This is a genomic window from Amycolatopsis keratiniphila subsp. keratiniphila, from assembly GCF_001620365.2.
In the GTDB taxonomy this organism is placed as follows: domain Bacteria; phylum Actinomycetota; class Actinomycetes; order Mycobacteriales; family Pseudonocardiaceae; genus Amycolatopsis; species Amycolatopsis keratiniphila.
Map to the genome: position 1 here is coordinate 12251 of NZ_LQMT02000002.1, position 26548 is coordinate 38798.

Genomic DNA, 26548 nt, shown 5'->3' on the forward strand with positions numbered 1-26548 from the left:
GGGGACCCCGGTGTCACTCGGCGGGGGTGGTGGCTCAGCGACGGGTGATGCGGAGGTCGTCCACTCCGGCTTCGACAAGGCTTCCGCCCGCCGCGTCGGCGGCCTCGACGGCGATCCGGATCGTCTTGCCCGCCAGCGCGGTCAGGTCGGCGGTCGCGGTGGACCACTGCGCCGCGGTGTCAATGGAGCCGGTCTTCTTGTCGAACAGAACCGTCGCTCCGTCGGGAGTGATGGCCCGGACGCGGAGGTAGTCCGCGCCCGTTGAGTTGGACAGGTAGCCCAGGAACCAGGACAGCTTGAGCGACAGCGTGCCGCTGGCAGGCAGCTGGACCGGGCCGGACAGTGCGCTCGTGACGCCGCCGTCGAGGTCGTTGTCACCCACCGAAGCCCCTGCGGCCGCGCCGGTGACCAGGGCGCGTGTGCCGCTGGTGGTGTCGCCGCGCTGCATGGTCAGCGAGTTGTAGTTGGTGGCCGACGGCGCGGCCACCTCGAAGCGGCCGGCGGTCGCGGTGTCCGTGCCTCCGGGGTTGATCGTCCAGGCCGTCGGGTTCTCGAAGTCCGAGGTGTAGACGGGTGTCTCCGGATCCGGTTCGGGATCGGGGTCGGGTTTTCCGCCGGAGACCGCGGCCAGTGCGTTGGCGATGCCCTCACCGAAGTGGGAGTTCTTCGCCGTGGTGCCGGTGCAGCGGCTGTCCCCGGCCGGGCAGGCGGTGTCGATGGCCTGGGTGAGCAGCATCGTGCGCAGCTGATCGACGGTGGCCTGCGGATGTGCGGACGCGAGGAGGGCGACGACCCCGGCGGCGTGCGGGGAGGACGCGGACGTTCCGTTGAAGGTCGTGTACCCACCGCCCAGCGCGGTGGTGTTGATCATCGCCGAGCCTTCGCCGCCGGGCGCGGTCAGCTCGACGGTGTCGAGACCGTAGTTGGAGTAGGAGGCCAGCTTCTTGTCGATGGTGTCCGCGGTGACCGAAACGGCGTTGGGCAGGTCGCCGGGCAGGAACAGGCCGGGCTCGGTGTCGAGGTTGGTGGAGTAGTTCCCGGCGGCAGCGACGGTGACGCCACCCTTGCCCCGGGCGTAGTCGACGGCGCGTCGGACACCCTCGATCACCGCGGCCTGATCGGGATCGTTCGGGTTGTTGTACATGACGGGGTCGACGTAGTAGCTGTTGTTGGTGACCTTGAAACCGTGATCGGCCGACCACATCAGGCCGCAGACCACGTTCTCGGGGAACATGTTCCCCGACGGCTCCATCACCTTGACCGACGCGATCCGCACGTTCGGCGCGACACCGATGACACCCTTGCCGTTCTTCGCCGCTGCGACGATCCCGGCGACCGACGTACCGTGGCCCGCCGCGGGAGCGCCGGCGTCCGGCTCCCAGGCGCCGGGAGCGGTGTTGGGTCTGCCGTAGAGGCAGGACACCGAGTTCGCAGCGTCGAAGTTGTCCCGAAGGTCCTCGTGGGTGCCCTGGACGCCGGTGTCGAGGATCCCGACGGTGACGTTGCGGCTGCCCGGGTTGATCGCCCAGGCCTTGTCCGCGCCCATCTGCTGCATGTTCCAGTCGACAGGCTCCGCAGGCGCCGCGATCGCCGAACCCAGCTGAGGTTCGAGGTAGCGGCGCGCGGTCGAGTCCTGTCCCGCGCGCGCGGGACGAATTCCTTCCGGCGGGACGTCGTAACCGCCTCGCGTGTCACCGACCTTCTGCACTCCGGTCACGTTGCGCATCTTGGCCGCGAAGTCGTCGGCTCCCGAATGCGCGAGAACGACACCGATCGGGGCGAAGGTGTTCCGCACCGTTCCGCCGTTGGCGGTGACCGCTCTCGCGGCGGAGTCGGAGTTGCCGGGATCGGTCAGCACCAGGTAGGCGCGGACGCTGTCGGCGACGTGCGTGCCGGACAGCGGTGTCGCCGACGATCCCTGGGTCGACAGGGTGGTGGCTGCTACCGCGAACGCCAGTACGGCCGCGGTTCTCGTCCCGAGGCAAAGCCGGGTTGGTGTCATGGCGGGGAACCTCCTCGAGGAAACGTCCGTTCCTCTCGGCCCACGACGATCCTCACGTCGCAGAGCACTATCAATCCGTGCCGCCACGCACGAAAACCCCCTTGCGACACGCACAAAAGCCCACGGCGCGTATCCCAGCATCGCCGTGAAAGCGCGGTCCGGAGAGGCCGCCGGGGAACGAGAATGACCGGACTTTCTGCGGGTTGATCGCCGTTGCGACTGTGCTTACGGTGTGCCGATGACTACAGGTGGTGCAGCGGCGAGCACCGCCAGCCGCCAAGCTGGCGTGACGTCCGTGACTAGGCGGAAGGTCGAGGACCAGATTGTCGCTCTCCTCAAGCACACCTCGGCCGTTGCGCTGGTCGAAGGTGAACTCGGCGTGGGAAAGTCACACCTGCTCGACCGGATCAGAGCCTCGACCGCGAGCATGACGCGCACGATGGTGCCCGGGCACTGCACACCGGGATGCGGCCCGCTTCAGCCAGTGCTGGAAGCTGTGCTCGCAGCTCCCGACCTCGTCCCCCAGCAGGGGAATCCGGTGCTCGGCGCGTTGGTGTCGTCGCTACCTGAACTCGCCGACCGGCTACCGCCGTCGCTCCCGTCGCTTTCCGACCCGCGCGCAGACCTCGCTCGCCGCCTGCGTGCACTTCACGTCCTGTTCTCGTCACCCGAGCCCGCGGTCCTGCTTCTCGACGACGTGCACTGGGCCGATGACGGCACCCGCGCGCTCCTCCAGTACTTCGCGCGCCGCCCACCCGTCAACCTGGCAATGGTCCTGACCTATCGGCCGTACGAGCACCCCATGTACCTCATGCACCGGGGCACCTCGGGCTTCCCGGTGAAACACATCCTGCTCGAGCCGCTCGACGACGGCGACACTGTCGTCTTGGCGGAGCGCCTCTGCGAAGGTGCCCCACTGCCTCAGGACACGCGAGCACTTCTCCCGCTGACCGAGGGGATCCCGCTCGCGATCACCGCCTTGGTCAGGGACGCCTTCGCGCTCTCCGCCCAGCGTCACCCCACCCTCCCCGCCGCCTTGCGGGACGCTTACCTCGAACCGCTGCAGCAGCAGAACCGTGATCTCCGCGGCCTGGTGCGTGCTGCTGCCGTCTGCGTCGACGGAGCCACTGAAGCCGAGCTGAAGGGCTTGTCGGGATTGAGCGAGGCCGCGATCAGCACCGCCCTTCCGATAGCTCTCGCTACTGGAATCCTTCGCGAAATCCGGCCGAACCGGTTCGGTTGTCACCGTGAGCTCGCCCGGCAAGCCATCCACGATGCGACACCTGTTGTCCTTCGCCGACGACTTCACCGCACCGCCGCGACGCTGTGGCCGGACGACCCCATCCGCACAGCCCACCACCTGTTCCAGGCTGGCGATCTCGACCGCTGGCGCATACATAGCGAACACAGCGCAGAGACCGCCATCGGCGCCGGTGACTGGAGCACCGCCGTCCAACTGCTGCGCGAGGTGCTGTGGCGGGCCGAACTCGCCACCGACGAACGCGTTCATCTGGCGATGACACTCAGCCGGGCGGCGTTCGACGGATTGGACAACGAGCACATCATCGCCACCGTCCGCGACATCCTCAGCGCGGTTCCCCTGCCGGAGGCGGTCCGCGGTGAACTTCGGAACAACTTGGGCATCCTTCTGCTCAGCCAGGCCGGTGACCACGTCGGCGGATACCACGAACTCGAACACGCCGCCGGCGAACTCGAACAGAGCAATCCAGCGCTCGCGCTGAAAGTCATGTCCTCCTTAGCGATTCCCTACACCGGCCGACGTCACATCAGCACCCACCTCGCCTGGCTCGACCGGGTAGAGGCCGGCCTCACCGACCCTGCGATCCGACCCGACCCGCTCACCGCCGAAACCATCCACGTCAACAAACTGACCACGCTCATGAGCATCGGCTCACCGAAGGCCTGGCACGCGGCCAGCTTGCTGACCGAGGACACCGACGACCCAGGACTGGCCCGGCAACGGCTTCGCGGCTGTCTTAACCTCACCGACAGCGCCAGCTGGCTCGGCCACTACACCGCCGCCCGCCGCTACCTCAGCCGCGGCCGACTCTGGTCCCGGCAACTGGGCGCTGCCTACCTCACCGAACAACTGCATGTCGCCGCCGTGCTGCTGGACTGGTTGAGCGGCGACTGGACCAACCTCCGCGACACCGCCGAAACACTGATCACCCGCTATGCCGCCCTGCCCCTGGTCGCCTCCGAATGCCGTCTGGTCGCCGGAGCCCTCGCGTTCGAACTTGGCGACACCGCCGCCGCCATCGCTCACCTCACCGACATCAGCGCGGCACACCCCGACACCACGGCCGCACCCCCGATCAGCGCCACCGCCGCCGCACTACTGGCCCGTCACCACTACCACCGCGGCGCGAAGACAACCGCCATGCGCCATCTCGACGCCGCCCTCGGTGTCATCGCCGATACCGGAATGTCGGTGTGGGCCAGCGACATTCTGCCCGTCGCCGCCGAATTGCTCCCTCACGCAGCACGCACGCGGGAACTACAGCAACTGCTCGACACCACGACCGCCGACCTCAACAACACCGACGCTCCCTCAGCGAAAGCCGGACTCGCCCTGGCCCGGGCGATGACTCACGACTTCACACAAAGCCCGCCCACCACAGTCCTCGACGCCTACGACCACGCCTTGGCCTGTTACACCGAACTGCCCCGTCCCCAATGGATCGCCACCATCCACGTTCTGCGGGACCGCTACGCCCACACGGTCCTCCACCACGACACCAACGACCTCGCCATCGCCGCCGACATCTTCGGCACCCTCGGCGCCACCACCTCTCAACGCCGCTGCCAGAACCTGCTAAAAAGCAGGACCCCCCGCAAACGCGGCCGCCCTGGCTACGGCCCGCAACTATCACCCCGCGAAGCCGAAGTCGCCGCACTAGCCTGCGACGGACACACCAACGCCCACATCGCCCACCGCCTCGGGTTGTCCATCCGCACCGTCGAACAACACATCGCCCACGCTCTCCGCAAAACCGGAGCCACCTCCCGACATGACCTCGCCGCTCACACCGGATGACCAGCTTCTCCGGGAGGCCGGACGGATTCCGAGGAATGTGACGCTGCCGCCGTAGGCCGCGATCATCAGCCGAGTGAACGGCTCACCACCACTTCGTCCACCGCGACTCGGCGGGGACCACCTTCGCGTCGACCTGATGCGTGCAGGGATGCGGGCTCGCCGACCCGGCCGCTCCGACCCGGGCCCAGAACGCGACAGCGACCGGGTCGCGCCCGATGGGCAGCATCGACCAGTCGAATCTGGCGCCCCGCTCCATGGCGGCGTGCACCAGCACACGGCCCGCGCCACGACGTCGATGCTTCTCCTCGACCTCGACATGGACGAGGATCGCGCGCCGGTCGACCGGGCACAGCGACAAGCGCACCTCGCCGAAGACCGTGCGCCCTAGGCGAAGCTGGATGGCGCCGATCCCGGCGGACACCGGTGGCGGCAGGACGACCAGGCGCAGCCCGTACTCGTCCACACCGGTTTCCATCACCTGCCGCGCGACAGCGGTGTCGATCATCGCCCAGACACCGCCTTCACCGGTCAACGCGTGGCAGGCCTCGCACAGCCATTCCGGAGCCCGATAGTCCTGCGACCAGCCCTGCCGCACGCCACCGACCGCCAACTCATGCCCCCACGGGCACCGCTTCGGGGCACCCGAGCCTGGCCGGATCGGCACCTCCAGCGTCCGCCACTCCCGGTTCGCCCCAGTCACCGGAAATCACGCGACTTCGACACCAAACCCTGCAGATCCAACGGCCGCACCTGATCCGCGACCACCGTGCACGTTCCCTCGGTCACCTGAGCGATGCCACGGATCAGCAAGGCGTTGCTCGCCAGCAACACTCTCCTACTCCGGTGAAACAGTCCCGGGGAAACGAGAACGTTGGCCATGCCGGTCTCGTCCTCGAGGTTGAAGAAGGTGATCCCGCCCGCGGTCGCGGGGCGTTGCCGATGGGTGACCGCTCCCCCGATCCACACCCGCGCACCATCCTCAGCCTGGCCGAGCTGGGCGGCGCTGACGGCGCCGCGCTCGGTGAGCCAGGTCCGGAGGTATTCGACGGGGTGGGTGCCGGGTGAGATGCCGGTGGCCCACAGGTCGGCGGCGGTGACCTCGAACCGCGTCATCCCCGGTAGCGCCGGTGCGTCCAGGCCGGGCGCGAGACCGGGGAGGTGCTCGGGCCGGGTGGTGGCCGCGGCACCTGCGGCCCAGAGTGCTTGGCGTCGCTCGGGGCCGAGGCTGGTGAACGCGCCGGCGGTGGCCAGCGCCTCGATCGCGGGCTTCTTCAGCCGGACGCGTTCGGTCAGCTCCCCGATACTGGTGTACGGGCCGTTGGCTTGGCGTTCGGCGACGATCTCTTCGGCGGCGTTGTCGCCGACGTTCCTGATCGCGGCGAGGCCGAGGCGGATGGCGTGGCCGCCGGTGCTTTCGGGCTCGGGTTCGAGGGTGGCGTGCGGGAGGCTGGCGTTGATGTCCGGCTCACGCACGATGACGCCGTGGCGACGGGCATCGGCGACCAGCGATTGCGGCGAGTAGAACCCCATCGGCTGCGCCCGCAACAGGCCCGCGCAGAACGCCGCCGGCCAGTAGTACTTGAGATGCGCGGAGGCGTAGACGAGCAGGGCGAAGGACATGGAGTGGGCTTCGGGGAAGCCGTAGCCGGAGAAGGCGTGGATCTGCTCGAACACGCTGACCGCGGTGTCGCGGTCGACCCCGTTCGCCGCGGCGCCGTCGAAGAACCTCTTGGCGAGTTTCCGCATTTTGGCGCTGGAGCGTTTCGCGCCCATCGCCCGCCGCAACAAGTCGGCTTCAGCTGGGGTGAAGGAGGCGACGTCGACGGCCATCTGCATACCTGTTGACCGGACTAACTCGTGACACGCCGTGCTGGCGGGAAGCGTTGAGGCTGTGCAGGGGTAGACCTGCCTTCCATGACGGATCGCGGAAGGCGGTTGGGGTGGTAGCACGGGATATCGGCCTGCTGCGGTTGCCGCAGTGGGGGAAGGTCGCTCCTGCGGAGGGTGTCGTGCCGTGGCTGGTGGTCGACGGCAACGGGCAGCCGGTGGAACCGATCCGCCGGTTCTTGACCGACTTCGTGGCGAGAGACAATCGGACGGGGTCGATTCGCAGCTACGCCTACGTTCTGCTGCGTTGGTGGCGATGGTTGCGAGTAGTCGAGGTGGAATGGGATCACGCGACGAGCGAGGAAACCCGTGACCTCGTCCTCTGGCTACAGCAAGCGCCAAAGGAGCGGGTATCGGCCCGCACGATCTCGGCAGCCACAGCGGGAAAGGTGAACCCACGTACTCGCAAGCAGTATCTGGACGACCGCTACAAGCCGCGCACGATCCGGCATTCGAACGCGGTGTTACGGAGCTTCTATGAGTTTTGGCTAGAGACCGGCGAGGGACCTGTGATCAACCCCGTTCCGCTCGCACGCCCGGGCCGGCGGGCGCACGCCCATCACAACCCGCTGGAGCGGCATACCGCGGAGGGCAGGATCCGGTACAACCCGAGACTGCCCAAGCGCAGGCCTCGGGAGATGCCCGATGAAGGCTGGAACTCGTTCTTCGCCGGGCTGCGTTCTGATCGTGACCGTGCCATCGTGTCGCTCGCGGTCAGCAACGGTGCGCGTGCGGCGGAGTTGCTCGGCGTGTGCGGGGCTGATCTGAACTGGGGCGAACAGCTCGTCCGGGTCGTGAGGAAGGGCACAGGTGCTGAGCAGTGGTTGCCGGCCAGCCCGGACGCGTTTATGTGGATTCGGCTCTACCTGGCTGCGTTGGGTGAGACACCCGGGCTGAGGGAGCCCTTGTGGTGGACGCTGCGGCGCCGTGACCGTGGTGATGGGCTGCGCCGGCACCCGCTGAACTACGAGGCGCTCCGGGCGGTATTCCGACGGGTCAACGCCTTGCTGGAAACGAACTGGACCATGCACGATCTCCGGCACACCGCCGCGCTGCGGATGGCCCGCGACCAGCATCTCACGCTCAAGGACGTCCAGGTCATTCTCGGCCACGCGCACCTGTCGACCACCGCGGACGTCTATCTCTGGGAAGAAGACGAGGCTGTCGTCCGCCGCGTCGCGACTCACTTGGCGGACCGTCAGCACCGTCCCGAGCAGCCGGCTGAACCGCTCGCGCTCGGCTACGACAGTTCGGATCTGTCCGTCCTGTTCGGAGGGTTTCAACCGTGAAGTTGACTGCGGTGCAGATCGAGCGACGACAACGGGCACAGCCCTACCTTCGAGACTTCAGCCATCTGCTGAACCGTCGGCACGTCGGGCCGATCGACACGAGTTCGGCCGATGAGGTGCTGGCTCTGTTGCCGACGCTGCCGGATTGGCCGGGCACCGTGACCCAGCAGAATCTGACCGCGAGGGGGGCCGCCACGATTCTGAACTGGTTGAGCGCATATCCGGGTAGTGGTTGGCAGCAACGGTGGCTGCGAGCCGGCGCCGATCACGGCCTCGGCTGGGTCGACAGCCTGGCACCCGAGGACACGCGCAGTGCGGGAACCCGCCGGACCGAACACATGCAAGGGCTCGCCGCGCTGCTGCTGTGCAAGACCGTCCTTCCCAGCTACGACTTTCTGGCCCGTTACAAGTCGTGCCGCCTCTTCGACCGGGTGCAGCTCGCCGGAAGTGCCGCCTGCTTCGACCAGATCCGCCAGCACGTGGCCGACCAGGGCATGAGCGGACGGCACCAGTCCCTCGCAATGTCAGTCCTGGCAAGGATTCTGCTGCACACCGGCAAAGAACTCCAGGACCTCGATCTCGACGACGTCTTCGAGCTCTACGCCTGGGATCACGCTCGAGAAGGTAGGGCGGGCGCCGGGCTGTACACCGCGTGGGACTTGCTGGCCGTCATCGGCGTGACTCCAGCGGATCTGCCCTTGCGGGAAGCGTTGCGCGAGGGGCCGCGTACCACCGTAGAACTCGTCGGCGACTACGACATCCGTTGCGGCGACGTCCGGGACCTGTTGGTGCGTTATCTCGACGAACGCAGGCCATCCCTGGACCACAGCTCATTCCGGAGCCTGGCGGGCATGCTCGCCGGAACGTTCTGGGCTGATCTGGAACAGCACCACCCGGGCATCGACTCCCTGCAGCTCGACGAGCCTGTCGCGGAGGCTTGGAAAGCGCGGCTGGCCACGCTCGTCGACGCGGATGGCCAGACACGACCGCGGCGCAACACCCACACCGTGCTCGTCCGGGTCCGCGCGCTGTATCTCGACATTCAGCAGTGGGCGCTCGAGGACCCCAGCTGGGTCCGCTGGGCAGTCCCATCACCGGTGCGCAAGCGGGACCTCCAAGGGTGGAGCAAACACCAGAAGCAGATTCGCGCCGCGATGCATCAGCGCGTCCGCGAACGGCTGCCCCACCTGCCCGCGGTCGCCGACGCTGCGGAACGCTGTCGTGAATCATCGGCCGCGCTGCTCACCACAGCCGCCGAAGCCTCCGCTGGCGAGGTCTTCCCGCACGCCGGACGCCGGTACCGCCGACACGATCGCACGACAGCGCGGCAGACCCAGCGCAACCAGGGACCGGCCCCGATCATCGTAGAAGACCTCACCACGGGGCAGGACGTGAACGTGACCCGGCTCGAGGACGACGCGTTCTGGGCGTGGGCAGTAGTGGAAACCTTCCGTCACACCGGCATCCGGCTCGAGGAACTGCTCGAACTCACCCACCTGGCACTTGTCGCCTACGCGATGCAGGACACCGGGGAGACGGTTCCACTTCTGCAGATCGTGCCGTCCAAAGGCAACGAGGAGCGGCTGCTGCTGGTCAGCCCGGAGCTGGCGAGTGTGCTGGCCACCGTGATCGGCCGCTTGCGCGCCACCGCGGCAGGACGCGTGCCGCTCGTGTGCCGTTACGACCCGCACGAACGCCTCACCGGCCCGCCTCTGCCGCACCTGTTCCAGCGGCGCGTCGGCACACGATGGCAAGTCCTGAGCCCCCGCACCGTGTACGACCTGATCACCACGGTGCTGGACGAGGCCGCTGTCGTCGACGCCGCCGGGCAGCCGCTGCGGTACACCCCGCACGACTTCCGGCGCATGTTCGCCACCGAAGCGGTCACCGGTGGCCTGCCTGTGCACATCGCGGCGCGTCTGCTCGGCCACTCAAGCATCGCCACTACCGAGGCATACCTGGCCGTCTTCCAGGACGACTTGATCCGCACCTACCGCGGCTTCCTCGAACGACGCCGAGCCACGCGTCCTGCCGAGGAGTACCGAAACCCCACGAGCGAGGAATGGCGGGACTTCCAGCAGCACTTTCACCAGCGCAAGGTCGAACTCGGCGACTGCGCACGCCCCTACGGGACGCCATGCCAGCACGAACACGCCTGCGTCCGCTGCCCGATGCTGCGCATCGCGCCAGCACAACGCCCCCGGCTCACCGCGATCATCAGCAACCTCGGCGATCGGATCACCGAAGCCACACTCAACGGGTGGCTCGGAGAAGTCCAAGGCTTGCAAACAAGCCTGCACGAAGCCACCCGCAAACTCGTCACACTCGACAAGACGCTCGTCCGCCGAGACCCGCAGCCGGTGAACCTCGGCATGCCCGTCATCACCGATCGGTTCCCGCACGGCTAACCGAAAGCATGCTGCAAACGACATTGCCCGGCTACGTCCACAGGCGACTAGCGCCGAATTCAGGCGGCGCAAAGAACCGTCTAGCCTCCTTGTAGGCGCGTGCGTCGAACAGCCTTGGGGGCGCAGCGTTAGAGAGCGGAGCAGCCGTCCCTCGCGCGATGCGACCTTCACCACCGGCGCCAGGCTGAAGAAAAGGGCGGGGTCGCGAAACATCGCCTGCGCAACGGTATGCCATGCGGCTCGCGGCGGGACTCACCGCCGCGTGCCTGCTCACCGCGTGTGGCGGGCAGCAGGCGGAGAAGGCCGACACCATCGGACCCCGCAGGTCGCGGAGGCCAATGCGCGGGCCGCGGCGTTCCGCACCATCGGCATGCCCGACGCCAGGCTATGACAGTGTTCTACTGCGTGCCGTAGGGGTTGTCGATGAGGTAGCGCCACCGTCCGTCGGTGCTGCGCTGGGCGACATCGGTTGCGGTTCCGGAGAGGTCGACGGTGTCGCCGTTGCGGGTGACACCGCGCAGTGCCCAGTCCGCGATGAGTAGTGCGATGTCGTCCGTGACGTAGGCGTGCCGCAGCCGTATTTCTATGGGAAGGCCGTAGTCGAGGAGGCGTTGGTTTGCGGCGTGCAGTTCGCTCCCCGCGACGGGATGGTCGCGGCTGGGAACGAGGATGGCTGAGGAGGCGTAAAGGGTTCCGAGCCGCTGGGCGTCGCCGGTATTGAAGGCGTCCATGAAGGCCGCGGGAAGTTGTTCCGCGGCCGTGGGCAGATCGACGAGCACAGTGTCAGCATCGAGAGGTGCCATGCCGCCGACACTACAAGCGGCGGCGTGATTTCGGCACGACCTTGGAGCGGATTCGCGCTTCACGGTGACACCGCGAGAAGTGCGCGACATTGAAGAGTCCTATTAGGACGGATGGGTGTCGTAGTGCGAAATCTGGCGCATACGCAGTCATAGCGCTCCGCGATTCCACCCCCGCCCACGCCTCCGCGGTGCCCGGCGTGGCTATGAACCGATGATGAGCCGGGCCACACGAACGGGTACGGCGGCGAACGACGGGTTCGCGCACCGCGGCGGCGCTGTTAACTTCAAGTCATGATCAAGTCGCCAAGGGTGACCGCGGGGAACTCGGACATCACCGATGCCGATGTCCTGCTCACCGGGGCTACCGGTTTCATCGGGGCGTTCCTCTTGGCCGAGCTGCTGACAAGCACACCGTCGCGGGTACACTGCGTTGTTCGTGCAGCATCGCGCGTCGCGGTCATCGACCGTCTTCGCCAGGCACAAGCCGTCTATGGGCTCGACGAGCCGGACTGGGACCGGATCGAGGCGGTGCCCGGTGACCTGACGGCACGGAATCTAGGGCTCGATCAGCGCCGGTTCGCCGCGCTGGCGCAGCAAGTCACGACGGTGTTCCACGCGGCGGCGCACGTCAATCTCGTGCTGCCCGCTCGCATGCTGGACGCGGTGAATGTGGAGGGCACCCGGACGATTCTGCGGCTGGCCGGTAACCGTGGCGCGACGGTGCACTTCCTGTCGACGTCGGAGGTGTTCGGGCACGCCGATGGCTCCGTCGATGAGGACACCGTGCCGCAGGGCCGTTTCGCGCCCACGTCCGGGTACGGACAGAGTAAACGTGCCGGCGAGCTGCTGGTGCTGCAGGCTCACCGCGACGGGCTCCCGGTCGTAGTGCATCGACTTGATCGGATCGCCGGGGACAGCCGCACAGGGGCATGCCAGCCCCGTGGCGATGACTTCTGGCTGCTGGTCCGGACCGCGTTGGACTCGGGCGTGCTCCCGGAGGCGTCGGTGAATGTGACGCCCGTCGATTTCGCTGCCCGCGCGGTGCTCGCACTGGCCGCGACGGCACCGCCCGCCGGGTGGCCGATCACGCATATCCATCATCCATGTCCGGTGCCGATGACCGACATCGCGGCCGTGCTCGGCAGCGCGGGCCGGCCGACGAAGGTCCTGCCGGTGCCGGAGTGGTCGGCCGCGCTCGAGGAACTGGGTGACAGACCCGGCAGCGACCCGGTCATGCGGCTGCTTCCCGTCATCGCGAGCCGTGTCCTCGGCGGCAACCCGCAATTCCTGGCACCGCGGACCGAAGCGCTCCTGCGCGGAATGGGTTTGCAGTGCCCCACGGTCGACACAGCCACCGTGGATCGCTACGTCGCTCACCTGAGGTCGACCGGATTCCTTTCTGCCCCAACATCGACGATCAGCGCCTGAGCACCGTTTACCCTTCGCCCCCGGCCGGCCTGCCCGGCTCTTCGTTCTTGGTTTCTTTCTGTTCGCTGTCACCTCACCCGCGGGATGGATTATGGAAAACACCGAACTCGCCGAACGCCTTCGCGCCGTGTTCACCGACGTCATGGGCACGCCTCCGGTCAACGGCCTGAAGACGATGCCGGAGGACACCGAGAACTGGGACTCTCTGGCACAGGTGCGCCTGTTCACCGCCGTCGAACGTGACTTCGGCCTGGTGTTGCCCAAACAACTCATGCTGATCGGGCCGGATCTCGGCGCGTTCGCCACCGCGATGGACAGCGCGCAGTGAGCACAGGCAGCGATGTCCGGGAAACGACCGCACCGGTATTGAGTGCGACCGCCGCAGATCTGGACGCACTGCTGCTGATCCGGCATGTCGAAGAGAGCTTGCTGGAATTGTTCGCCTCCGGGGAGCTGAGCGGCACCACCCACACCTGCCTGGGGCAGGAATACATTCCGGTGGCATTGCGCACGCTGCTGAGGGAGGACGACTTCGTCTTCTCCAACCATCGCGGCCACGGGCACTACCTGGCCCGCTTCGGTGATCCGGCCGGACTGCTGGCCGAGATCATGGGCCGCGACGGCGCGGTCTGCGGCGGAGTCGGCGGCAGCCAGCACATCCTGCGCGAGGGATACCTGTCCACAGGAGTACAAGGCGAGAGCCTGCCCGTGGCTGCGGGGATGGCGCTGCACCTGTCCCGTGCGCGGCCCGGCTCGCTCGCCGTGGCACACATCGGTGACGGCACGTGGGGCGAGGGCGCGGTCTACGAGGCGTTGAACCTCGCGGCGTTGTGGCGGCTGCCGCTGCTGGTGGTGGTCGAGAACAACGGCATCGCACAGTCGACACCGACCACGTCGCAGATGGCCGGGTCGATCGCCGGCCGGGCAGCGGCGTTCGGCGTCGACCACATCCGCGTGACATCGACGGATCTCGCGCGGATCCGGGGCCTGCTCGGTCCGCTGGTGGACACCGCCCGCCGGCGGCCGAGCCCGCTCGTGGTGGAGTTCGTGACCCACCGACTGGGTCCGCACAGCAAGGGCGACGACACCCGCTCGCCCGACGACGTGGCGGCCGCGGCCGCGTTCGACTGGTACGCCGCCGCGACCGCTACCGGCGACGAGCACTTTCTGCGTGCCGACAAGCGGCTCCGCGCCACGGTCGCCGCGGTCGTCAGCGAGGTGGCCGCCCGGCCCCGCTCGCAGTGGACGGCGCGAGGTAGCCGATGACCGCGCGGGTGGTGGAGAACCTCAACACCGGACTGCGCACGGTGCTCGACGCCGACGAGCGCCTCTACGTTCTCGGTGAGGACATCGCCGACCCCTACGGTGGCGCGTTCAAGGTCACCCGTGGCCTATCCGCGGCTCACCCCGAGCGAGTTCGTTCCACCCCGATCAGCGAGGGCGCGATCGTGGGTACCGGCGCGGGGCTCGCGCTGGCCGGGGACAAGGCGATCGTCGAGATGATGTTCGGTGACTTCGTCGCGCTCGCGTTCGACCAGATCGTCAACTTCGCGAGCCGCTCGGTGTCGATGTACGGCCGCCGGATTCCGCTGCATCTGGTGATCCGCTGCCCGGTCGGCGGGGGTCGAGGCTACGGCCCGACCCACAGCGGCAGCCCGCAGAAACACTTCATCGGAGTCCCCGGCCTGTCCCTGTTCGAGATGTCGGCATTCCACGACAACACCGCGTTGCTCGAACGCGCGCTGGGCCTCGGGCATCCCGCGATCCTGTTCGAGGACAAGGTGCTCTACACCCGCCGCATGCACGACCACGACCCGATCTTCCACCGCGCCCAGCTCGGTACCACCGACCCCTGCGCCCGCTTCACGATCACCGGCGCGGACACACCGGACTGCGTGCTCATCGCCCCCGGCGGTGTCGCCGAACGCGCCCTCGCCGCAGCACGATCCCTGCTGTTGTCCCAGGAGATCGTGTGCGAGGTGCTGGTGCCGTCCCGGCTGTACCCGTTCGACCTCGAGCCGCTGCTGCCCGCCCTGGCCGCCGGCCGCCGGGTCTGCGTCATCGAGGAAAGCACCGCCGGGGGCACCTGGGGCAGCGACATCGCCCACCAGATCCACACCGCCCTCTGGGACCGGCTGGCCGCGCCCGTTCGCCTGGTGCACTCCGCCGACGCGATCATCCCGGCGGCTCCTCATCTCGAACAGGAGGTGCTCGTCGGCACCCGAGACATCGTTCAGGCCGTGGAAGAGGTGACTTCCCAATGACCGACATCGTCGTCCCCAAGCTCAACAACAACGACCTCTCCTACACCCTGATCGACTGGCTGGTGCCCAGCGGAACCGCCGCCAGCTACGGGGACGCCATCGCCGAGATCGAGACCTCCAAGGCAACCCACGAAATCACCTGCCCCAGCGACGGCGTCGTGCTGCACACCATCGAGGCCGGGACCGAATGCACCAGCGGCGACATCATCGGCCGCGTCACCGACCCGGCCACCATGCCGGACGAGCCACTGCCCGTACCGGCACAACGGAAGCAGACCGCTGACACCTCGGTCATCACCGCGCCCGCGCTGGCCCGCGCCACCGAACTGGGCATCCCCGAAGAGCGGCTGCTCGCACTGGGCAAACCCGTGATTCGATCCGCAGACGTCGACAGTATGGCCGAACACGCCGACGTGGGCGGCGAGCAGCAGGCGCACCGGTTTTCCCGCAACCAGCGGGCCGTCGCCGCCGTGGTCGCCCTGTCCCACCAGACCATCCCCGCGGCCTTCGCCACAGTCACCGTCCGCGTCGAAGAGGCGCTGGCCACCGCGCGCCATCTCACCAAGCACAGCACCCAGTTCGTCGGGCTGCCCGACCTGCTCGTCAAAGCACTCGCCGTGCAACGCCGGGCGCACCCTCTGCTGTTCGCCACCCGCGTCGACGACCACACCGCCACCCTCGCGGCCAACGCCGATATCGGCGTCACCCTCGACCTCGGCCACGGGCTCTACATCCCGGTCGTGCCCGACGCCGAGAACCTCACCTGCCCGCAGATCGCCGAAACCCTAGCCGGATACAAGACCAAAGCCCTCGACGGCAGCTTCGCCACGACCGACCTGGACGGCGCGAACATCGTGCTGTCACTGCACAACGACCCCGACATCGTCCTCGCCGGACCGATCGTCCACCCCGGCCACACCTGCGCGGTCACGCTGGCAGGCACCCGCACCGAACTCACCCTCACCCCCGAGGGCGCGCCCCTGCCGCAACAGGTCGCCACGATCAGCCTCACCTATGACCACCGCGTCGTGAACGGCCGCGACGCCACCGGTTTCCTGCGCGACCTGAAGAACACCCTCGAAACACCCACCACACCTGCCCTCACCACGACGCCCCTGGAGGCCGGCAGCTCATGAACTGGACACGCCCCGCACTCACCACCCCCGACGAACGCAAGGACTTCGCCGACATGGTCGCCCTCTGCGGCCTCACCCCCGACACCTACCGCGTAACCAACGACTCCCAGCACACCACCGTCGAATACACCGTGACCGACGACCACGACCGGCAACGCATCGACGGTCTGCTCGACCAGGCCTACCAACGAGCCACCGTCGACCACACCGAACCAGCCAAGGTCCTGCTCGACATGCTGGACACACCACGCCCGGCCCGCTCCACCGGCGACGACCAGTTCATCCCCATCCGGCCAGGGGTCTGGGCCGGGCGGGCCGCGGTCGCCGAACTGCTACGCCGCCTCGACACCCTCTTCCTCGGCATCAACCTGAAGCAGGGCGCCGAGGAATACAGCGTCCCGCACCTCATTCCGTGGGACTCGCTGCAGCGAGCCGGCTACGTCGCCGCGTTCCCGCAGCATCTGACCGCCTGCTATAACGTCCGGCCCGACCTCGACTCCGTCGACCGCCTCGGCGCCACCACCACCCTCGACGCCGCCGACGAACTCCTGCAACCCCAGGACCTCTGCCTGTCACCGGCGGCCTGCTACCACGTCTACCCTCTGTTCGCCGGCCAGGACGTCGGCTCCGGGAAGCTCGTCACCGCCGTGGCGCACTGCAGCAGGCGTGAACTCGCCTGGACCCCCAAACCCATCCGCTTCCACTCCTTCCGCATGCGCGAGATCATCTTCATCGGCTCCCGCACCCAAACTCTCGCCTTCCGCGACCGGCAGCTCGACCTGTGCATGGATCTCATGCGCGACATCGGTCTCCCCTGCCGGATCGTGCAAGCCACCGACCCCTTCTTCACCACCAGTCGAGACGCCCGAATCGCGCTGCAGAACGCACTCGATCTCAAATACGAGATCGTCGCCCGCGACGCCGACGACAACGACTTCGCCGTCGGCTCCGCCAACTTCCACTTCGACCACATCGGCCGGGCCTTCGACCTCACCGCCGAGAACAAGCCAGCCCAAAGCTCCTGCATGGCCTTCGGTCTCGACCGCTGGGCACACTGGATCCTCTCCCACTGCGGCCCGAATCCCGATCACTGGCCCGCACCCCTCCAAACCCCACGATGAGCGTCGTCGATACGTGACCTCGCTGGTGCTCAGGAGCCGAGCCGGTCCGAACGTCCGCAGGCGATGCCCCCACGGAAATCCAGGTGAGGTGTCGAGGCGACACACCAGCCTGATTCTTCGTGCGATTCGCACCAAGTCCGAAACCGCCGTTCCTGTCGGTCTCGCATCAGCGTTCTCCGCTGGTGTGGAACCGCACAGGGACGGCGGTCACATACAGCGTTGAGCACGACCGACAAAGGGAAGGGGTCCTCGGTGAGCCTGGCATATCTGCGAAGCGACGCCGACCGCGCCTTCGATATCAGTCTCAACCGCGTCCTGGCGCGAGAGGTCCTCAGTTGCGGCCGAGATGCGATCCAGGCGGCTTACCGCGCTCAGGGCACCAGCCGGGTCACTGGTCCATATTGGATGATCCGCCGCTTCCTCGGGGCGGCAGGCACTCTGCTGGCCACCGATCGGCCGCTGCTGATGAGCTGGCACACTCCGGCCGGCGCGGCTCAGGTCTGCCTGCGTCAGAACCAGAGCGACTTGCTGATCCTGTGGCAGGTGTTCCTGCGCCGGTTCTACGAACTCGGCGCACACTATCGTCTCGGCGAAGACATCGACACCCTCGACACCATCGTGGACCTGGGTGGCAACACCGGCCTGGCCGCCGCTTACCTCACCGCACGGTATCGACCGAAGACGCTGCTGACGGTCGAGCCCATCCCGGAGAATCTCGCCGTGCTGCGGCGCAATGCCGCATTGTCCGGAATGGACTGGCTCGTCGAACCGGCAGCAGTCACAGGCACGACCGGTACCGCCGACTTCACGGTGAGCGCCTTCTGGGATACCTGCACCGCGGTCCCGGCGGTTGCCGACCTACGACGCAGCCGCCCATACCGGCCCGAGAACCTCCTTGCCCGCCCCAGCATCCAAGTCCCGGCCATCACAATGGAAACCCTGCTCCAAAGGCACGGCATCGACCACGTCGACTTGCTCAAGGTCGACATCGAAGGCAGCGAACTCGACGTCTTCGCCGACACAGCGCCATGGATGAACCGGGTGGACCGCATCGTGCTCGAAATACACGACAAGTACATCGACGGCCATCGGGTCCGGAACACCTTGCGCCGCGCCGGATTCCGGCAAATCCCACCACGGGTACCCGAGCCCGCGGGCTTCAACCCAGTCGAGCTCTACTTCAAGCACTAATTGCTAGGGTGAGAAAGTCTGCTCGCTCTTGGCTCCGTACCTGACTTTGGCAAGTGAAACAGCTCCGGTGCGACGATCTGGTCGTCCTCGCAGACGTGGTGAGCGCGTGACATTCCGCTTGACCTCGCCTCGTTCCAGAGTTTCTTGTGGTCAAACCGCCTTAGTCGTTGACTAGCGCTCGATCGACGATCACAGCACCGGCGCACGAGCTGCCGGTGATCGTAAGCCTGAACGCCGTACCAGCAGGAAAGTGTCAGTGTGGCGCGGCCATCAGGCGTGATGCGTACCAGTCATCGGTGTCGCGGAGACCTGGGAGAGTGTAGAAGTAGCCACCGCCGATCGGGGTGAGCAGGGTGGCGAGGCGTTCACCGTCGAGGCGGGTCTGGATGGGTTCGTACTGCTGCTGGATGTCCTTTTGGTAGCAGCAGAACGCGACGCCGAGGTCGTGGGTCGCGGTGTGGTCGAGGGCGCGGTCGTAGTTGTAGCCGCGGCGCAGGATGCGCTGGTGGTCGGTCTCGGGAGTGCGGGGATTGGCGAGACGCGCATGGGAATCCAGCGGCGTGACGCGTCCGTGTGGATCGCCTGTGTAATCGGGTGTCTCACGTTCCCCGCCGCCGCTCAACGGCGCGCCGGTGTCGTGGCGCCGTCCGAAGCCGTGTTCCTGTTCGGCGCGGGTCATCCGGTCCCACGGTTCGAGGTTCATCCGGATGATGCGGAGGACCTGGTAGGTGCCGCCGACCGCCCAGCCGGGTTCGTGGCCGTCGCCGTCGACCCAGACGAAGCGGTCCATCTCCGCCGTGCTGGCTGGGTCCGGGTTTTCGATGCCGTCCTTGAAACCCATGAGGTTGCGCTGCACCCCGGTCGGCCGCGGTGGGTTGAGAAACCCGTCGATGCTCCAGCGCGCGGTGATCTGGTCGCCGAGGTGCCGGGTGATGTCGCGGAGCGCGGCCAGGACGGTGTCGTGGTGATCGGCGCACAGCTGCAGTGACAGATCCCCGTGGCAACGAGCGGGGTCGAGCCTGTCGTGCGGGAACGCGCGCATCGGGGTGAGACCGAGGGGTTTATGGCTGGCCAGGCCGTAGCGATGGTCGAACAGGGACGCGCCCACCCCGACGGTGACGGTGAGGTGGTCCGCGGCGGGGTTCGGGCCGAGCATGCCGCCGCTGTCCTCGGCGCCCGCGGTGGTGAGGGCGCGGGCACGGCCGGTGAGCGTCCGCAGCAGGCGCTCCAGTTCGGCGCGGCCGGTGGCGCGCACGTCGAACGCGGCGAACAGGCCTGCCGGTTGTTGTGGTGTCACCACGCCGGCCTGGTGTCGTCCGTGGAACGCCACCGGCTCCGTGGTGGACCGCGCTCGCGCTTCGGTCGAGGTGATGGCCGGAAGTGCTGCGGCGCCCGCCGTGGCCACGAGGCCTTGCAGGAATCGTCGACGCCTATGTCCGGAAGTGTACTGCTGGGGCACGGTTGACAGTCCTTTCAGGACAGTTCGGCTACCACGGTGTGCGCGCGACGAACGCCGGGCGTAGATCCGCGGGGACGGGGTCGTAGTAACGGTGGAACACCGGCGTGGCCGAACCGGAGATCGGCGGAACGGTCCAGCTCCAGTCTGTGGGCACGGTCCGCCCCGCGCGGCGCTCGCGGTCCAGATGCTGCAGGAAGCGGCGGCTCTCGGTGTGGTGATCGCCCATCGTGACCCCGGCGGCGCGGAAGGAGTGCAGGACGGCCAGGTTCAGCTCCACCAGCGCGCGGTCACGCCACAGGCTCGCGTCGGTGCCGATGTCCAGGCCGAGCCGCTCGGCGATGGCGGGGAGCAGGTGATAGCGGTGTTCGTCGCCGAGATTGCGCGCCCCCACCTCGGTGACGACATACCAGCCGTTCTGCGGCGCGCTCGGATAGCACACGCCGCCGATCTCCAAAGCGAGATGCGACACCGCGGCCACCGTGTACCAGCGTGCTCCGAGCCCGGCGAACCAGCGGTAGACCGGATGCGTGATCGGAACCTCGACCACGGCGCCGGGCGGCAAGCCGAACCAGCGCACCGCGGCCGCCGGCTCCGGCTGGATCAGCAAAGGCAACGGGGTGAACCGGTCGACCGAAGCAGTCCATCCCGCGGCACGCGCACGGTCGGTCAGCGCGGCGTTGCGCGGATCGCCCCGCCAGGTCTTCTCTCCTGTGCGGACGCCGGCGTACCGGATCAGCTGCTCGGACAGGATCCGTGGCCCCGGACGGCCGGGACGGTCCGGCGCGAACACCGACACGATCGACCGGATCCGGCCGCCATTGTGTGCCTGCTTCAAGTGGGCGACGCACTCCGCGGCGATCTGCTCGGGCTCGCGGACATGCCGCAGATCCCGGACGACGAGGCTCTGCCAGTACAGCCTGCCCAGGCACCGCCCCGCGTTGCGCCATGCCACCTTCGTCCCGAACCGCAACTCCTCGGGGGTATGCGTGTAGGTACCGGTCTCGTCGATCTCCTCGATCACTCGCCGGATCCGCGGCTCCGGCGTCTCCGCCGGCGCACATTCGCGGTAGTACTGCCGAATGAACGCCACCGCCGAAGCGGGATCGGCGGTCCCGTCCACCACCGCCTGCACCGGCTCGGCACCCGGGGCCAGAGTGCCCGCGGGCCACATTCCGGGCCCGGCCGTGACCGGGCACCGGGAATGCGGAATCCGCAGCTCCTCTTGCCGAGCAACCATCAACCCACCCCTCCACCGCCCGAAACCCGGATTCCGAATGATCTTGAAAGGCGCGCCGCCGATGAGCCATTCCAGTCACCCCATCGAGCGAGCCGGCCCTCAAGCAGTCAAAGTCCAGATCAGACGGCACGATGACCGGCTGCCCGCCAACTCAGGTCGTCGAGTCAGACGGTCGAACGCTGAGCTGCTGATGAGTCCCCATCGAGGTTGCGGAGTTGGCAGAAAGGCTGGTTACCGGTGACCTTGCGCGTCGATCGCGTACGGTTTGCCTCCAGCCTGTCGAGCACCCCGCCTAGGTCGCGTTCGACCACTCGAACGGGGCGTCGACAACACGCTCGACGTGTTGCGAGGCTGTCAGGTGGACCGCCAGCGGAGCCACATCACCGTCTGAGGACAGCCCGGATCGCCGGATTCAGATGCTGGAGTCCCGAGTAGACCGTTGTGCGAAACCAGGCATGCCCCGACGCTGACTCGATGAGACGGCGGCTATCAGACGGAGACCCGTATATGAGACTAGGTAGTGCGCTGATCGCGGCCGCGCTGGCGCTGACCGTGACCGTCGGCGCCGGATCCGCATCGGCTGCCACGGCCGGGGCGGTGAAGTATGTCGCGCTCGGAGACTCGTCGGTGGCAGGGCCCGGGATTTTGCCCCAGGATTTCTCGCCTTGTCTGCGGTCGACCCGGAACTGGCCGAACGTGGTCGCACAGCGACTCGGCGCGGAGTTGACCGACGTGAGCTGCAACGCCGCGACGATCGACGACATGGCGGGCAGGCAACTCGGGTTCGTCGCGCCCCAGTACGAAGCGTTGCGGCCGGACACCGACCTGGTCACGATCACCGTCGGCGCCAACGACATCGGACTCGGCTTCGTGGTGCCGTCCTGCTACAACGCGCTCCCACAGCCGATCGGATCCTCCTGCAAGGCCCGCTACACCGCGGGCGGCGTGGACCAGTTGGCCGGGCGGATCGCCGCGATCGCCCCCAGGGTCGGCGCGGTCCTCGATGAGATCCACCGCCGCTCGCCCGGCGCCCTGGTCGTCGTGGTCAGCTACGCCACCTACTTCAAGCCGGGCGGCTGCTACCCCAAGGAACTGATCTGGGGCGTCGACGCCGACTACCTGCAAGCGACCTGGGACCGATTGCACGCCACACTCGCCGCACAAGCCGGATCGCACAACGCGGAGTTCGTCGATGTCCGCACACCCAGCATGGGTCACGGCATCTGCGAGAGCATCGCGGAGAAATGGATGGAAGGCACCCTGCCGACCTCGCCGGCCACCCCGTTCCATCCCAACGCGACAGGCATGGCGCGGACCGGTGCCGTCGTGGCGGCCGCGATCGGGGCATGACACCGCACCGATACGAACCTGCTCGCGCACACGCTGAGAGCTCACCGGGTACGGGACTGTTGCCGACGGGATCGGCGACGGGACTCGTGGCAAGGGAAGGTCAGTAGTTGAAGTCCGATGCGTCGACGGGTACCACCGGAGACCAAGGATTGTCGTGCATCGCGTCATCGGCGATGGCGGTGCCGTGGAACCAGCCGTGTGTATCGTCCGCCGGGGTGGTCTTCCGCGCATCGATGTAATCCAGGTGCAGCCACGACCAGACCTGATCTGGCGGGCAGGACCCGGTCCGCCCGCTCAGGTCGCCGACCACGTCGGCCATCCGGCGGACGAACCCCGTGGAGTCCTGCAGCGAGAGTGGCTCCGCGAGAATCCTGCCAGAAGACGGAGTCGTGCTCAGCGCTGCGTGATGGTGTCGCGGTGCCAGCGTCGCGTTTGGCGTGACCGCCAACCGATCGGGCGGTTCCCCTCCTTGCTACTGGGACGAGCTCACGGTTGCGTCACCATCTCGGCCAGGCAGCCCTCGGTGACGAATCCTGCAGCTTCGGATACGTGCACTGCACCATTAGACTTGTTGCGCTCTCTGCCCTTGCCGGTCAGGAACTCGAGCATCAGTCGGTGTGTCAGGCTCGCGAACCGGTCGTCCCGCGGGCAGACGAAGTTCCGGCCAGTGAAGCCCGATGTGGCGCTGGAGGTCGAAGTCGAGGCCTCCGTCGCGAAGTTCACCAACCGGCTGCGGCCCAGGGTGCACCGGTTACGGCCCGACCTGGCCGCGACGGACCTCGACTCCTGGCTACACCTGCCGCAGTGTTGAACGCTGAGGACGATGACGGGTCGCCGCGACGAGTTAGGCGGCTCACTGCCCGCGCGGACGGTGAGCCCACACGATGAGGTGACTTTGCGCTGCTGTTTGATCATTGTGCGATACAAGCTGGAAGGCTGTGTCCGCGCGCTTTCTGCGCGAACTCTGCTGAAAGGACAAGAATGTCGCAACGTAAAAGCATGCTGACCCGCGCCCGAGTCACCGCCGCGCTCGCCGCCACGGGCCTGGCGATCGGGGCCATGGGACTGATGACGCCGTCAGCCGCCGCAGCCACGGCGGCTGGCAGTGAACGCCAGTCCAGCCCGCTCGGGAACAACGGATGCCACACCGACCCGGCCGACGGTGGCTTCTACTGCACCATCTTCGACATCGCCCCCGTCGCGAAGCCCGTTCTCGACGTGGCTGTCGGACTGACCTGCCTCAACAAGGAAGCCGAGGACTTCATCCTCTGCATTTCGGGCCAGTAACAGCCGGGCCGGCCCCAACTACGCCCAAGTCGGAGCCGCACCTCAGTGAGCCACTTCGTCTCCCCTTGATCGCTGAGGCTCTGAGGGAGACCACGCTTCAGTGAGATTCGGCGGGCCGGTGGTCCCACGCGGCCCGGGCCGGTGTCGCTATCGGCGCCGCACCACGCGCCGACGACCAGTGGCCCGCCGCCACGGATTCACCCGCCCGCTGGATCGAACCAACGTCGCACGACAACCCGGAGACCAACGACAATGGCGCAACGCCATCGTTCTGCCAGGTCATCCAGCACCCGGCTGCGGCGACACATCAGAATGGTCAACGGGCACGGCTAAACCCTGGCTACAAAAGACCTTCCAGGGCCTTACAGTTAATCCGGTAAATGACCTGCTCCTGGAACAGCGGCACCCCGAGTGTCCTATCGAGACTCCGCGCTAGCAGGGGGTGCTTGTGTTTCCAGGTTTCCTCTCCTCGGCGGCGGGCGATGTAGGGGTGGACGGAGCCGCCCTGGATCGGGCCGGGGCGGATGAGCGCGACTTCGACGACGAGGTCGTAGAACTTCCGCGGCCGCAGCCTCGGCAGCGTCGCCAGCTGCGCCCGGGACTCCACTTGGAACACGCCGATCGCATCCGCGGCGCACAGCATGTCGTAGACGTGGGAGTCGGCGAGGTCGAGCTTGCCGATGTCGACCGTCTCGCCGTGGTGTTCGGCGATGAGGTCGATCATGTAGTGCAGCGCGGAGAGCATGCCGAGGCCGAGCAGGTCGAACTTCACCAAGCCGACGGCGGCGCAGTCGTCCTTGTCCCACTGCAGGACGCTGCGTCCGGGCATGCGGGCCCATTCGACCGGCACCACCTCCGACACCGGTTCTTTGGAGATCACCATCCCTCCGGAGTGGATCCCTAAGTGTCGGGGGAAGTCTTCGAGGGCGTCGGCGAGTTCGAGGATCTCGGCCGGGATCTCCCCCGCGGCTTCCTCGCTGGTCGTTTTCACGCCGGCCCAGCGGTTGACGATCTTGCTGTAGGCGTCCTGCTGGCCGGGGCTATACCCGAGGGCTTTGGCGGCGTCCCGGATCGCCGACGGCGCCCGGTAGGTGATCACGTTCGCGACCTGGGCGGCGTGGAAGCGGCCGTGTTTGTCGTAGACGTACTGGATCGCCTCTTCGCGGCGGTCGGACTCGATGTCGATGTCGATGTCCGGCGGCCCGTTCCGCTCCGGCGCGAGGAACCGTTCGAACAGCAGCCCCCATTTCACGGGGTCGGCGTGGCAGATCTCCAGCGCGTAGCAGACCGCGGAGTTCGCCGCGGATCCCCGGCCCTGGCACAAGATGTTGGCGTCGCGGCAGAACCGGACGATGTCCCACACCACCAGGAAATAGCCCGGGAACCCGAGCTTCTCGATGATGTTCAGCTCGTGGTCGAGTTGGGCGTAGGCCTTCGGATAGTCCTCGCGGTGCCCGTAGCGTTTCGCCGCCCCCGCCCACGTCAGCTCCCGCAGGAACGACATCTCGTCATGCCCAGCCGGGACCGGGAACGGCGGCAAGTCGGGTGCGACGAGGTTCAGGTCGAAGGCGCATTCGACGCCGAGCAGAGCGGCGCGGGTGACCGCGCCGGGATAGCGGGCGAAGACCTCGGCCTGTTCGGCGCCCGAGCGCACGAACGCCATGTGCGCCGCCGACAGCCAGCCCTCCATGTCATCCAGCGACCGGCGGGCGCGGACCGCAGCGACGGCGTCGCCGAGCGGGCCCCGGCCGGGGTGGGCGTAGTGGACGTTGTTCGTCGCCACTGTCACCACCCCTGCCATCGACGCCATCGACGACAACGTGTCGTTGAAGGTCGAGTCGAGCGGCAGGCTGTGATCGATCAACTCGACCGCCACGTTGTCGTGTCCGAACTTGTCCACCAGGGACATCAGCTCCGACATCGCCGTGACCTTGTCGTCGGCGGCCAGGGCGCGGCGGATCCGGCCCTTGCGGCAGCCGGTCAGCACCAGCACATGCCCCGCCAGATCATCGACCAGCGCGGTCTCGTCGTACACCGGACGGCCCTTCTCCCCACCGGCCAGCTGCGCCCGCGAGATCACCCGGCACAACCGGCGGTACCCCTCCAGGCCGCGGGCCAGCACCAGCAGGTGCGCCCCGCCCGGGTCCGCGACGCCGTTCTGCGGTGCGGGCAGATCCAGCGACAACTCCGCACCGAAACCCACGCGGACACCGAGCTCGCGGGCGGCCTCGTTGAACCGCACCGCCCCGTACATGCCGTCGTGATCGGTCAGGAAGATCGCATCCAAACCCTGGCGGGCGGCCTCCTCGACCAGCTCCTCGGGGTGGCTGGCGCCGTCGAGGAAGCTGAAGTTCGAATGCGCGTGCAACTCCGCGTACGGAACCCGTGGCACCGCGCCGCCGTCGTCGTCGCCCTCGCGGACCCGCAGGCCCACCGGCGCCCCGGCGTAGCCCTCGCGCTTACGCGACCAAGCGGGCGAATCATTCCCGTCCCCGTGGACGCGCGGCTGGCCGGAGGCCACACGGGCGATCTCCGACCACGGGACAGCAGGATTGTTGAACGCCACACCAGCTCCACACCACACGCTCTGCCGTGGGGGGAAGCCAGCGACAAACACTCGAACATACG

Annotated in this window: 21 protein-coding genes and 1 pseudogene; 13 read left to right on the plus strand and 9 right to left on the minus strand. The window is 67.6% G+C overall.

Annotated features, from left to right (window positions below; translation table 11 throughout):
- Nucleotides 1-34: 34 nt before the first annotated feature.
- Nucleotides 35-2002 carry a S8 family peptidase gene (locus AVR91_RS00280; protein WP_063271717.1) on the minus strand — a complete coding sequence of 656 codons (1968 nt, stop codon included), beginning with the start codon at nt 2000-2002 and terminating at the stop codon, nt 35-37.
- Nucleotides 2003-2240: 238 nt separating this feature from the next.
- Between AVR91_RS00280 and AVR91_RS00285 the strand changes: the two genes are divergently transcribed.
- Nucleotides 2241-5060 carry an ATP-binding protein gene (locus AVR91_RS00285; protein WP_083737272.1) on the plus strand — a complete coding sequence of 940 codons (2820 nt, stop codon included), beginning with the start codon at nt 2241-2243 and terminating at the stop codon, nt 5058-5060.
- A gap of 82 nt (nt 5061-5142) precedes the next feature.
- Here the strand turns inward: AVR91_RS00285 and AVR91_RS00290 are convergent, their stop codons facing one another.
- Together AVR91_RS00290 and AVR91_RS00295 are read right to left on the minus strand one after the other, a co-directional pair.
- On the minus strand, nt 5143-5760 hold the full coding sequence (locus AVR91_RS00290; RefSeq protein WP_143253828.1) for a GNAT family protein: 618 nt from the start codon (nt 5758-5760) through the stop codon (nt 5143-5145).
- Nucleotides 5757-6890, minus strand: a complete 1134-nt coding sequence (locus AVR91_RS00295) for a helix-hairpin-helix domain-containing protein (RefSeq protein WP_228709090.1) — start codon at nt 6888-6890, stop codon at nt 5757-5759. The genes AVR91_RS00290 and AVR91_RS00295 overlap by 4 nt, the downstream gene beginning before the upstream one ends.
- 179 nt (nt 6891-7069) lie before the next feature.
- Here AVR91_RS00295 and AVR91_RS00300 point away from each other — a divergent pair, with 179 nt between their 5' ends.
- Together AVR91_RS00300 and AVR91_RS00305 are read left to right on the plus strand one after the other, a co-directional pair.
- Entirely contained in the window at nt 7070-8236 is a 1167-nt protein-coding gene (locus AVR91_RS00300) for a tyrosine-type recombinase/integrase (protein WP_083737274.1), read from the plus strand.
- Nucleotides 8233-10644, plus strand: a complete 2412-nt coding sequence (locus AVR91_RS00305) for a site-specific integrase (RefSeq protein WP_076857223.1) — start codon at nt 8233-8235, stop codon at nt 10642-10644. Before AVR91_RS00300 ends, AVR91_RS00305 begins: the two co-directional genes overlap by 4 nt.
- Nucleotides 10645-11042: 398 nt before the next feature.
- Here the strand turns inward: AVR91_RS00305 and AVR91_RS00310 are convergent, their stop codons facing one another.
- Nucleotides 11043-11423 (minus strand): YybH family protein, encoded by a 381-nt coding sequence (locus tag AVR91_RS00310; protein WP_211282597.1) that lies wholly within the window; start codon nt 11421-11423, stop codon nt 11043-11045.
- 333 nt (nt 11424-11756) lie between these two features.
- Here AVR91_RS00310 and AVR91_RS00315 point away from each other — a divergent pair, with 333 nt between their 5' ends.
- The 7 genes from AVR91_RS00315 to AVR91_RS00345 all read left to right on the plus strand — a co-directional run bounded on the left by AVR91_RS00315 (nt 11757) and on the right by AVR91_RS00345 (nt 18587).
- On the plus strand, nt 11757-12875 hold the full coding sequence (locus AVR91_RS00315; RefSeq protein ID WP_063271712.1) for a thioester reductase domain-containing protein: 1119 nt from the start codon (nt 11757-11759) through the stop codon (nt 12873-12875).
- A gap of 91 nt (nt 12876-12966) precedes the next feature.
- Nucleotides 12967-13203, plus strand: coding sequence for an acyl carrier protein (locus AVR91_RS00320; protein ID WP_063271711.1), 237 nt, complete (start codon nt 12967-12969; stop codon nt 13201-13203).
- On the plus strand, nt 13200-14141 hold the full coding sequence (locus tag AVR91_RS00325; RefSeq protein WP_063271710.1) for a thiamine pyrophosphate-dependent dehydrogenase E1 component subunit alpha: 942 nt from the start codon (nt 13200-13202) through the stop codon (nt 14139-14141). The genes AVR91_RS00320 and AVR91_RS00325 overlap by 4 nt, the downstream gene beginning before the upstream one ends.
- Nucleotides 14138-15139, plus strand: coding sequence for an alpha-ketoacid dehydrogenase subunit beta (locus AVR91_RS00330; protein WP_063271709.1), 1002 nt, complete (start codon nt 14138-14140; stop codon nt 15137-15139). Before AVR91_RS00325 ends, AVR91_RS00330 begins: the two co-directional genes overlap by 4 nt.
- Nucleotides 15136-16275: a 2-oxo acid dehydrogenase subunit E2 gene (locus tag AVR91_RS00335; RefSeq protein ID WP_063271708.1), complete on the plus strand. Its 1140-nt coding sequence runs from the start codon at nt 15136-15138 to the stop codon at nt 16273-16275. Before AVR91_RS00330 ends, AVR91_RS00335 begins: the two co-directional genes overlap by 4 nt.
- Nucleotides 16272-17396, plus strand: coding sequence for a class-II aminoacyl-tRNA synthetase family protein (locus AVR91_RS00340; protein ID WP_063271707.1), 1125 nt, complete (start codon nt 16272-16274; stop codon nt 17394-17396). Before AVR91_RS00335 ends, AVR91_RS00340 begins: the two co-directional genes overlap by 4 nt.
- Before the next feature lie 219 nt (nt 17397-17615).
- Nucleotides 17616-18587: an FkbM family methyltransferase gene (locus AVR91_RS00345; protein ID WP_143253829.1), complete on the plus strand. Its 972-nt coding sequence runs from the start codon at nt 17616-17618 to the stop codon at nt 18585-18587.
- Nucleotides 18588-18840: 253 nt separating this feature from the next.
- Here AVR91_RS00345 and AVR91_RS00350 read toward each other — a convergent pair whose 3' ends face one another.
- Nucleotides 18841-20046: a Dyp-type peroxidase gene (locus AVR91_RS00350; RefSeq protein ID WP_076857224.1), complete on the minus strand. Its 1206-nt coding sequence runs from the start codon at nt 20044-20046 to the stop codon at nt 18841-18843.
- 28 nt (nt 20047-20074) lie between these two features.
- Nucleotides 20075-21283: a nitric oxide synthase oxygenase gene (locus AVR91_RS00355; protein ID WP_228709091.1), complete on the minus strand. Its 1209-nt coding sequence runs from the start codon at nt 21281-21283 to the stop codon at nt 20075-20077.
- Nucleotides 21284-21790: 507 nt separating this feature from the next.
- Between AVR91_RS00355 and AVR91_RS00360 the strand changes: the two genes are divergently transcribed.
- Entirely contained in the window at nt 21791-22633 is an 843-nt protein-coding gene (locus tag AVR91_RS00360) for an SGNH/GDSL hydrolase family protein (RefSeq protein ID WP_063823101.1), read from the plus strand.
- 100 nt (nt 22634-22733) lie between these two features.
- Here AVR91_RS00360 and AVR91_RS00365 read toward each other — a convergent pair whose 3' ends face one another.
- Together AVR91_RS00365 and AVR91_RS44210 are read right to left on the minus strand one after the other, a co-directional pair.
- Nucleotides 22734-22952 carry a hypothetical protein gene (locus AVR91_RS00365; protein ID WP_063271704.1) on the minus strand — a complete coding sequence of 73 codons (219 nt, stop codon included), beginning with the start codon at nt 22950-22952 and terminating at the stop codon, nt 22734-22736.
- 167 nt (nt 22953-23119) lie between these two features.
- Entirely contained in the window at nt 23120-23242 is a 123-nt protein-coding gene (locus AVR91_RS44210; RefSeq protein ID WP_267284085.1) for a hypothetical protein, read from the minus strand.
- Between the two features lie 58 nt (nt 23243-23300).
- Here AVR91_RS44210 and AVR91_RS43075 point away from each other — a divergent pair, with 58 nt between their 5' ends.
- The gene (locus tag AVR91_RS43075; protein ID WP_158077374.1) at nt 23301-23444 is read left to right on the plus strand and encodes a hypothetical protein; all 144 of its coding nucleotides are present in this window, start codon (nt 23301-23303) and stop codon (nt 23442-23444) included.
- A gap of 188 nt (nt 23445-23632) precedes the next feature.
- Nucleotides 23633-23920, plus strand: coding sequence for a hypothetical protein (locus AVR91_RS00370; RefSeq protein WP_063271703.1), 288 nt, complete (start codon nt 23633-23635; stop codon nt 23918-23920).
- 379 nt (nt 23921-24299) lie between these two features.
- Here AVR91_RS00370 and AVR91_RS00375 read toward each other — a convergent pair.
- Nucleotides 24300-26486, minus strand: a pseudogene (locus AVR91_RS00375) (error-prone DNA polymerase); the annotation flags it as partial.
- Between the last annotated feature and the right edge of the window lie 62 nt (nt 26487-26548).

What these genes read in the sequence shown, in the direction of transcription:
- AVR91_RS00280 (WP_063271717.1), bottom strand. Translation starts at nt 2,002, where the DNA reads ATGACACCAACCCGGCTTTGCCTCGGGACGAGAACCGCGGCCGTACTG.
- AVR91_RS00285 (WP_083737272.1), top strand. Translation starts at nt 2,241, where the DNA reads ATGACTACAGGTGGTGCAGCGGCGAGCACCGCCAGCCGCCAAGCTGGC.
- AVR91_RS00295 (WP_228709090.1), bottom strand. Translation starts at nt 6,890, where the DNA reads ATGGCCGTCGACGTCGCCTCCTTCACCCCAGCTGAAGCCGACTTGTTG.
- AVR91_RS00320 (WP_063271711.1), top strand. Translation starts at nt 12,967, where the DNA reads ATGGAAAACACCGAACTCGCCGAACGCCTTCGCGCCGTGTTCACCGAC.
- AVR91_RS00330 (WP_063271709.1), top strand. Translation starts at nt 14,138, where the DNA reads ATGACCGCGCGGGTGGTGGAGAACCTCAACACCGGACTGCGCACGGTG.
- AVR91_RS00335 (WP_063271708.1), top strand. Translation starts at nt 15,136, where the DNA reads ATGACCGACATCGTCGTCCCCAAGCTCAACAACAACGACCTCTCCTAC.
- AVR91_RS00340 (WP_063271707.1), top strand. Translation starts at nt 16,272, where the DNA reads ATGAACTGGACACGCCCCGCACTCACCACCCCCGACGAACGCAAGGAC.
- AVR91_RS00355 (WP_228709091.1), bottom strand. Translation starts at nt 21,283, where the DNA reads ATGGTTGCTCGGCAAGAGGAGCTGCGGATTCCGCATTCCCGGTGCCCG.
- AVR91_RS00360 (WP_063823101.1), top strand. Translation starts at nt 21,791, where the DNA reads ATGAGACTAGGTAGTGCGCTGATCGCGGCCGCGCTGGCGCTGACCGTG.
- AVR91_RS00365 (WP_063271704.1), bottom strand. Translation starts at nt 22,952, where the DNA reads ATGGCCGACGTGGTCGGCGACCTGAGCGGGCGGACCGGGTCCTGCCCG.
- AVR91_RS44210 (WP_267284085.1), bottom strand. Translation starts at nt 23,242, where the DNA reads ATGCTCGAGTTCCTGACCGGCAAGGGCAGAGAGCGCAACAAGTCTAAT.
- AVR91_RS00370 (WP_063271703.1), top strand. Translation starts at nt 23,633, where the DNA reads ATGCTGACCCGCGCCCGAGTCACCGCCGCGCTCGCCGCCACGGGCCTG.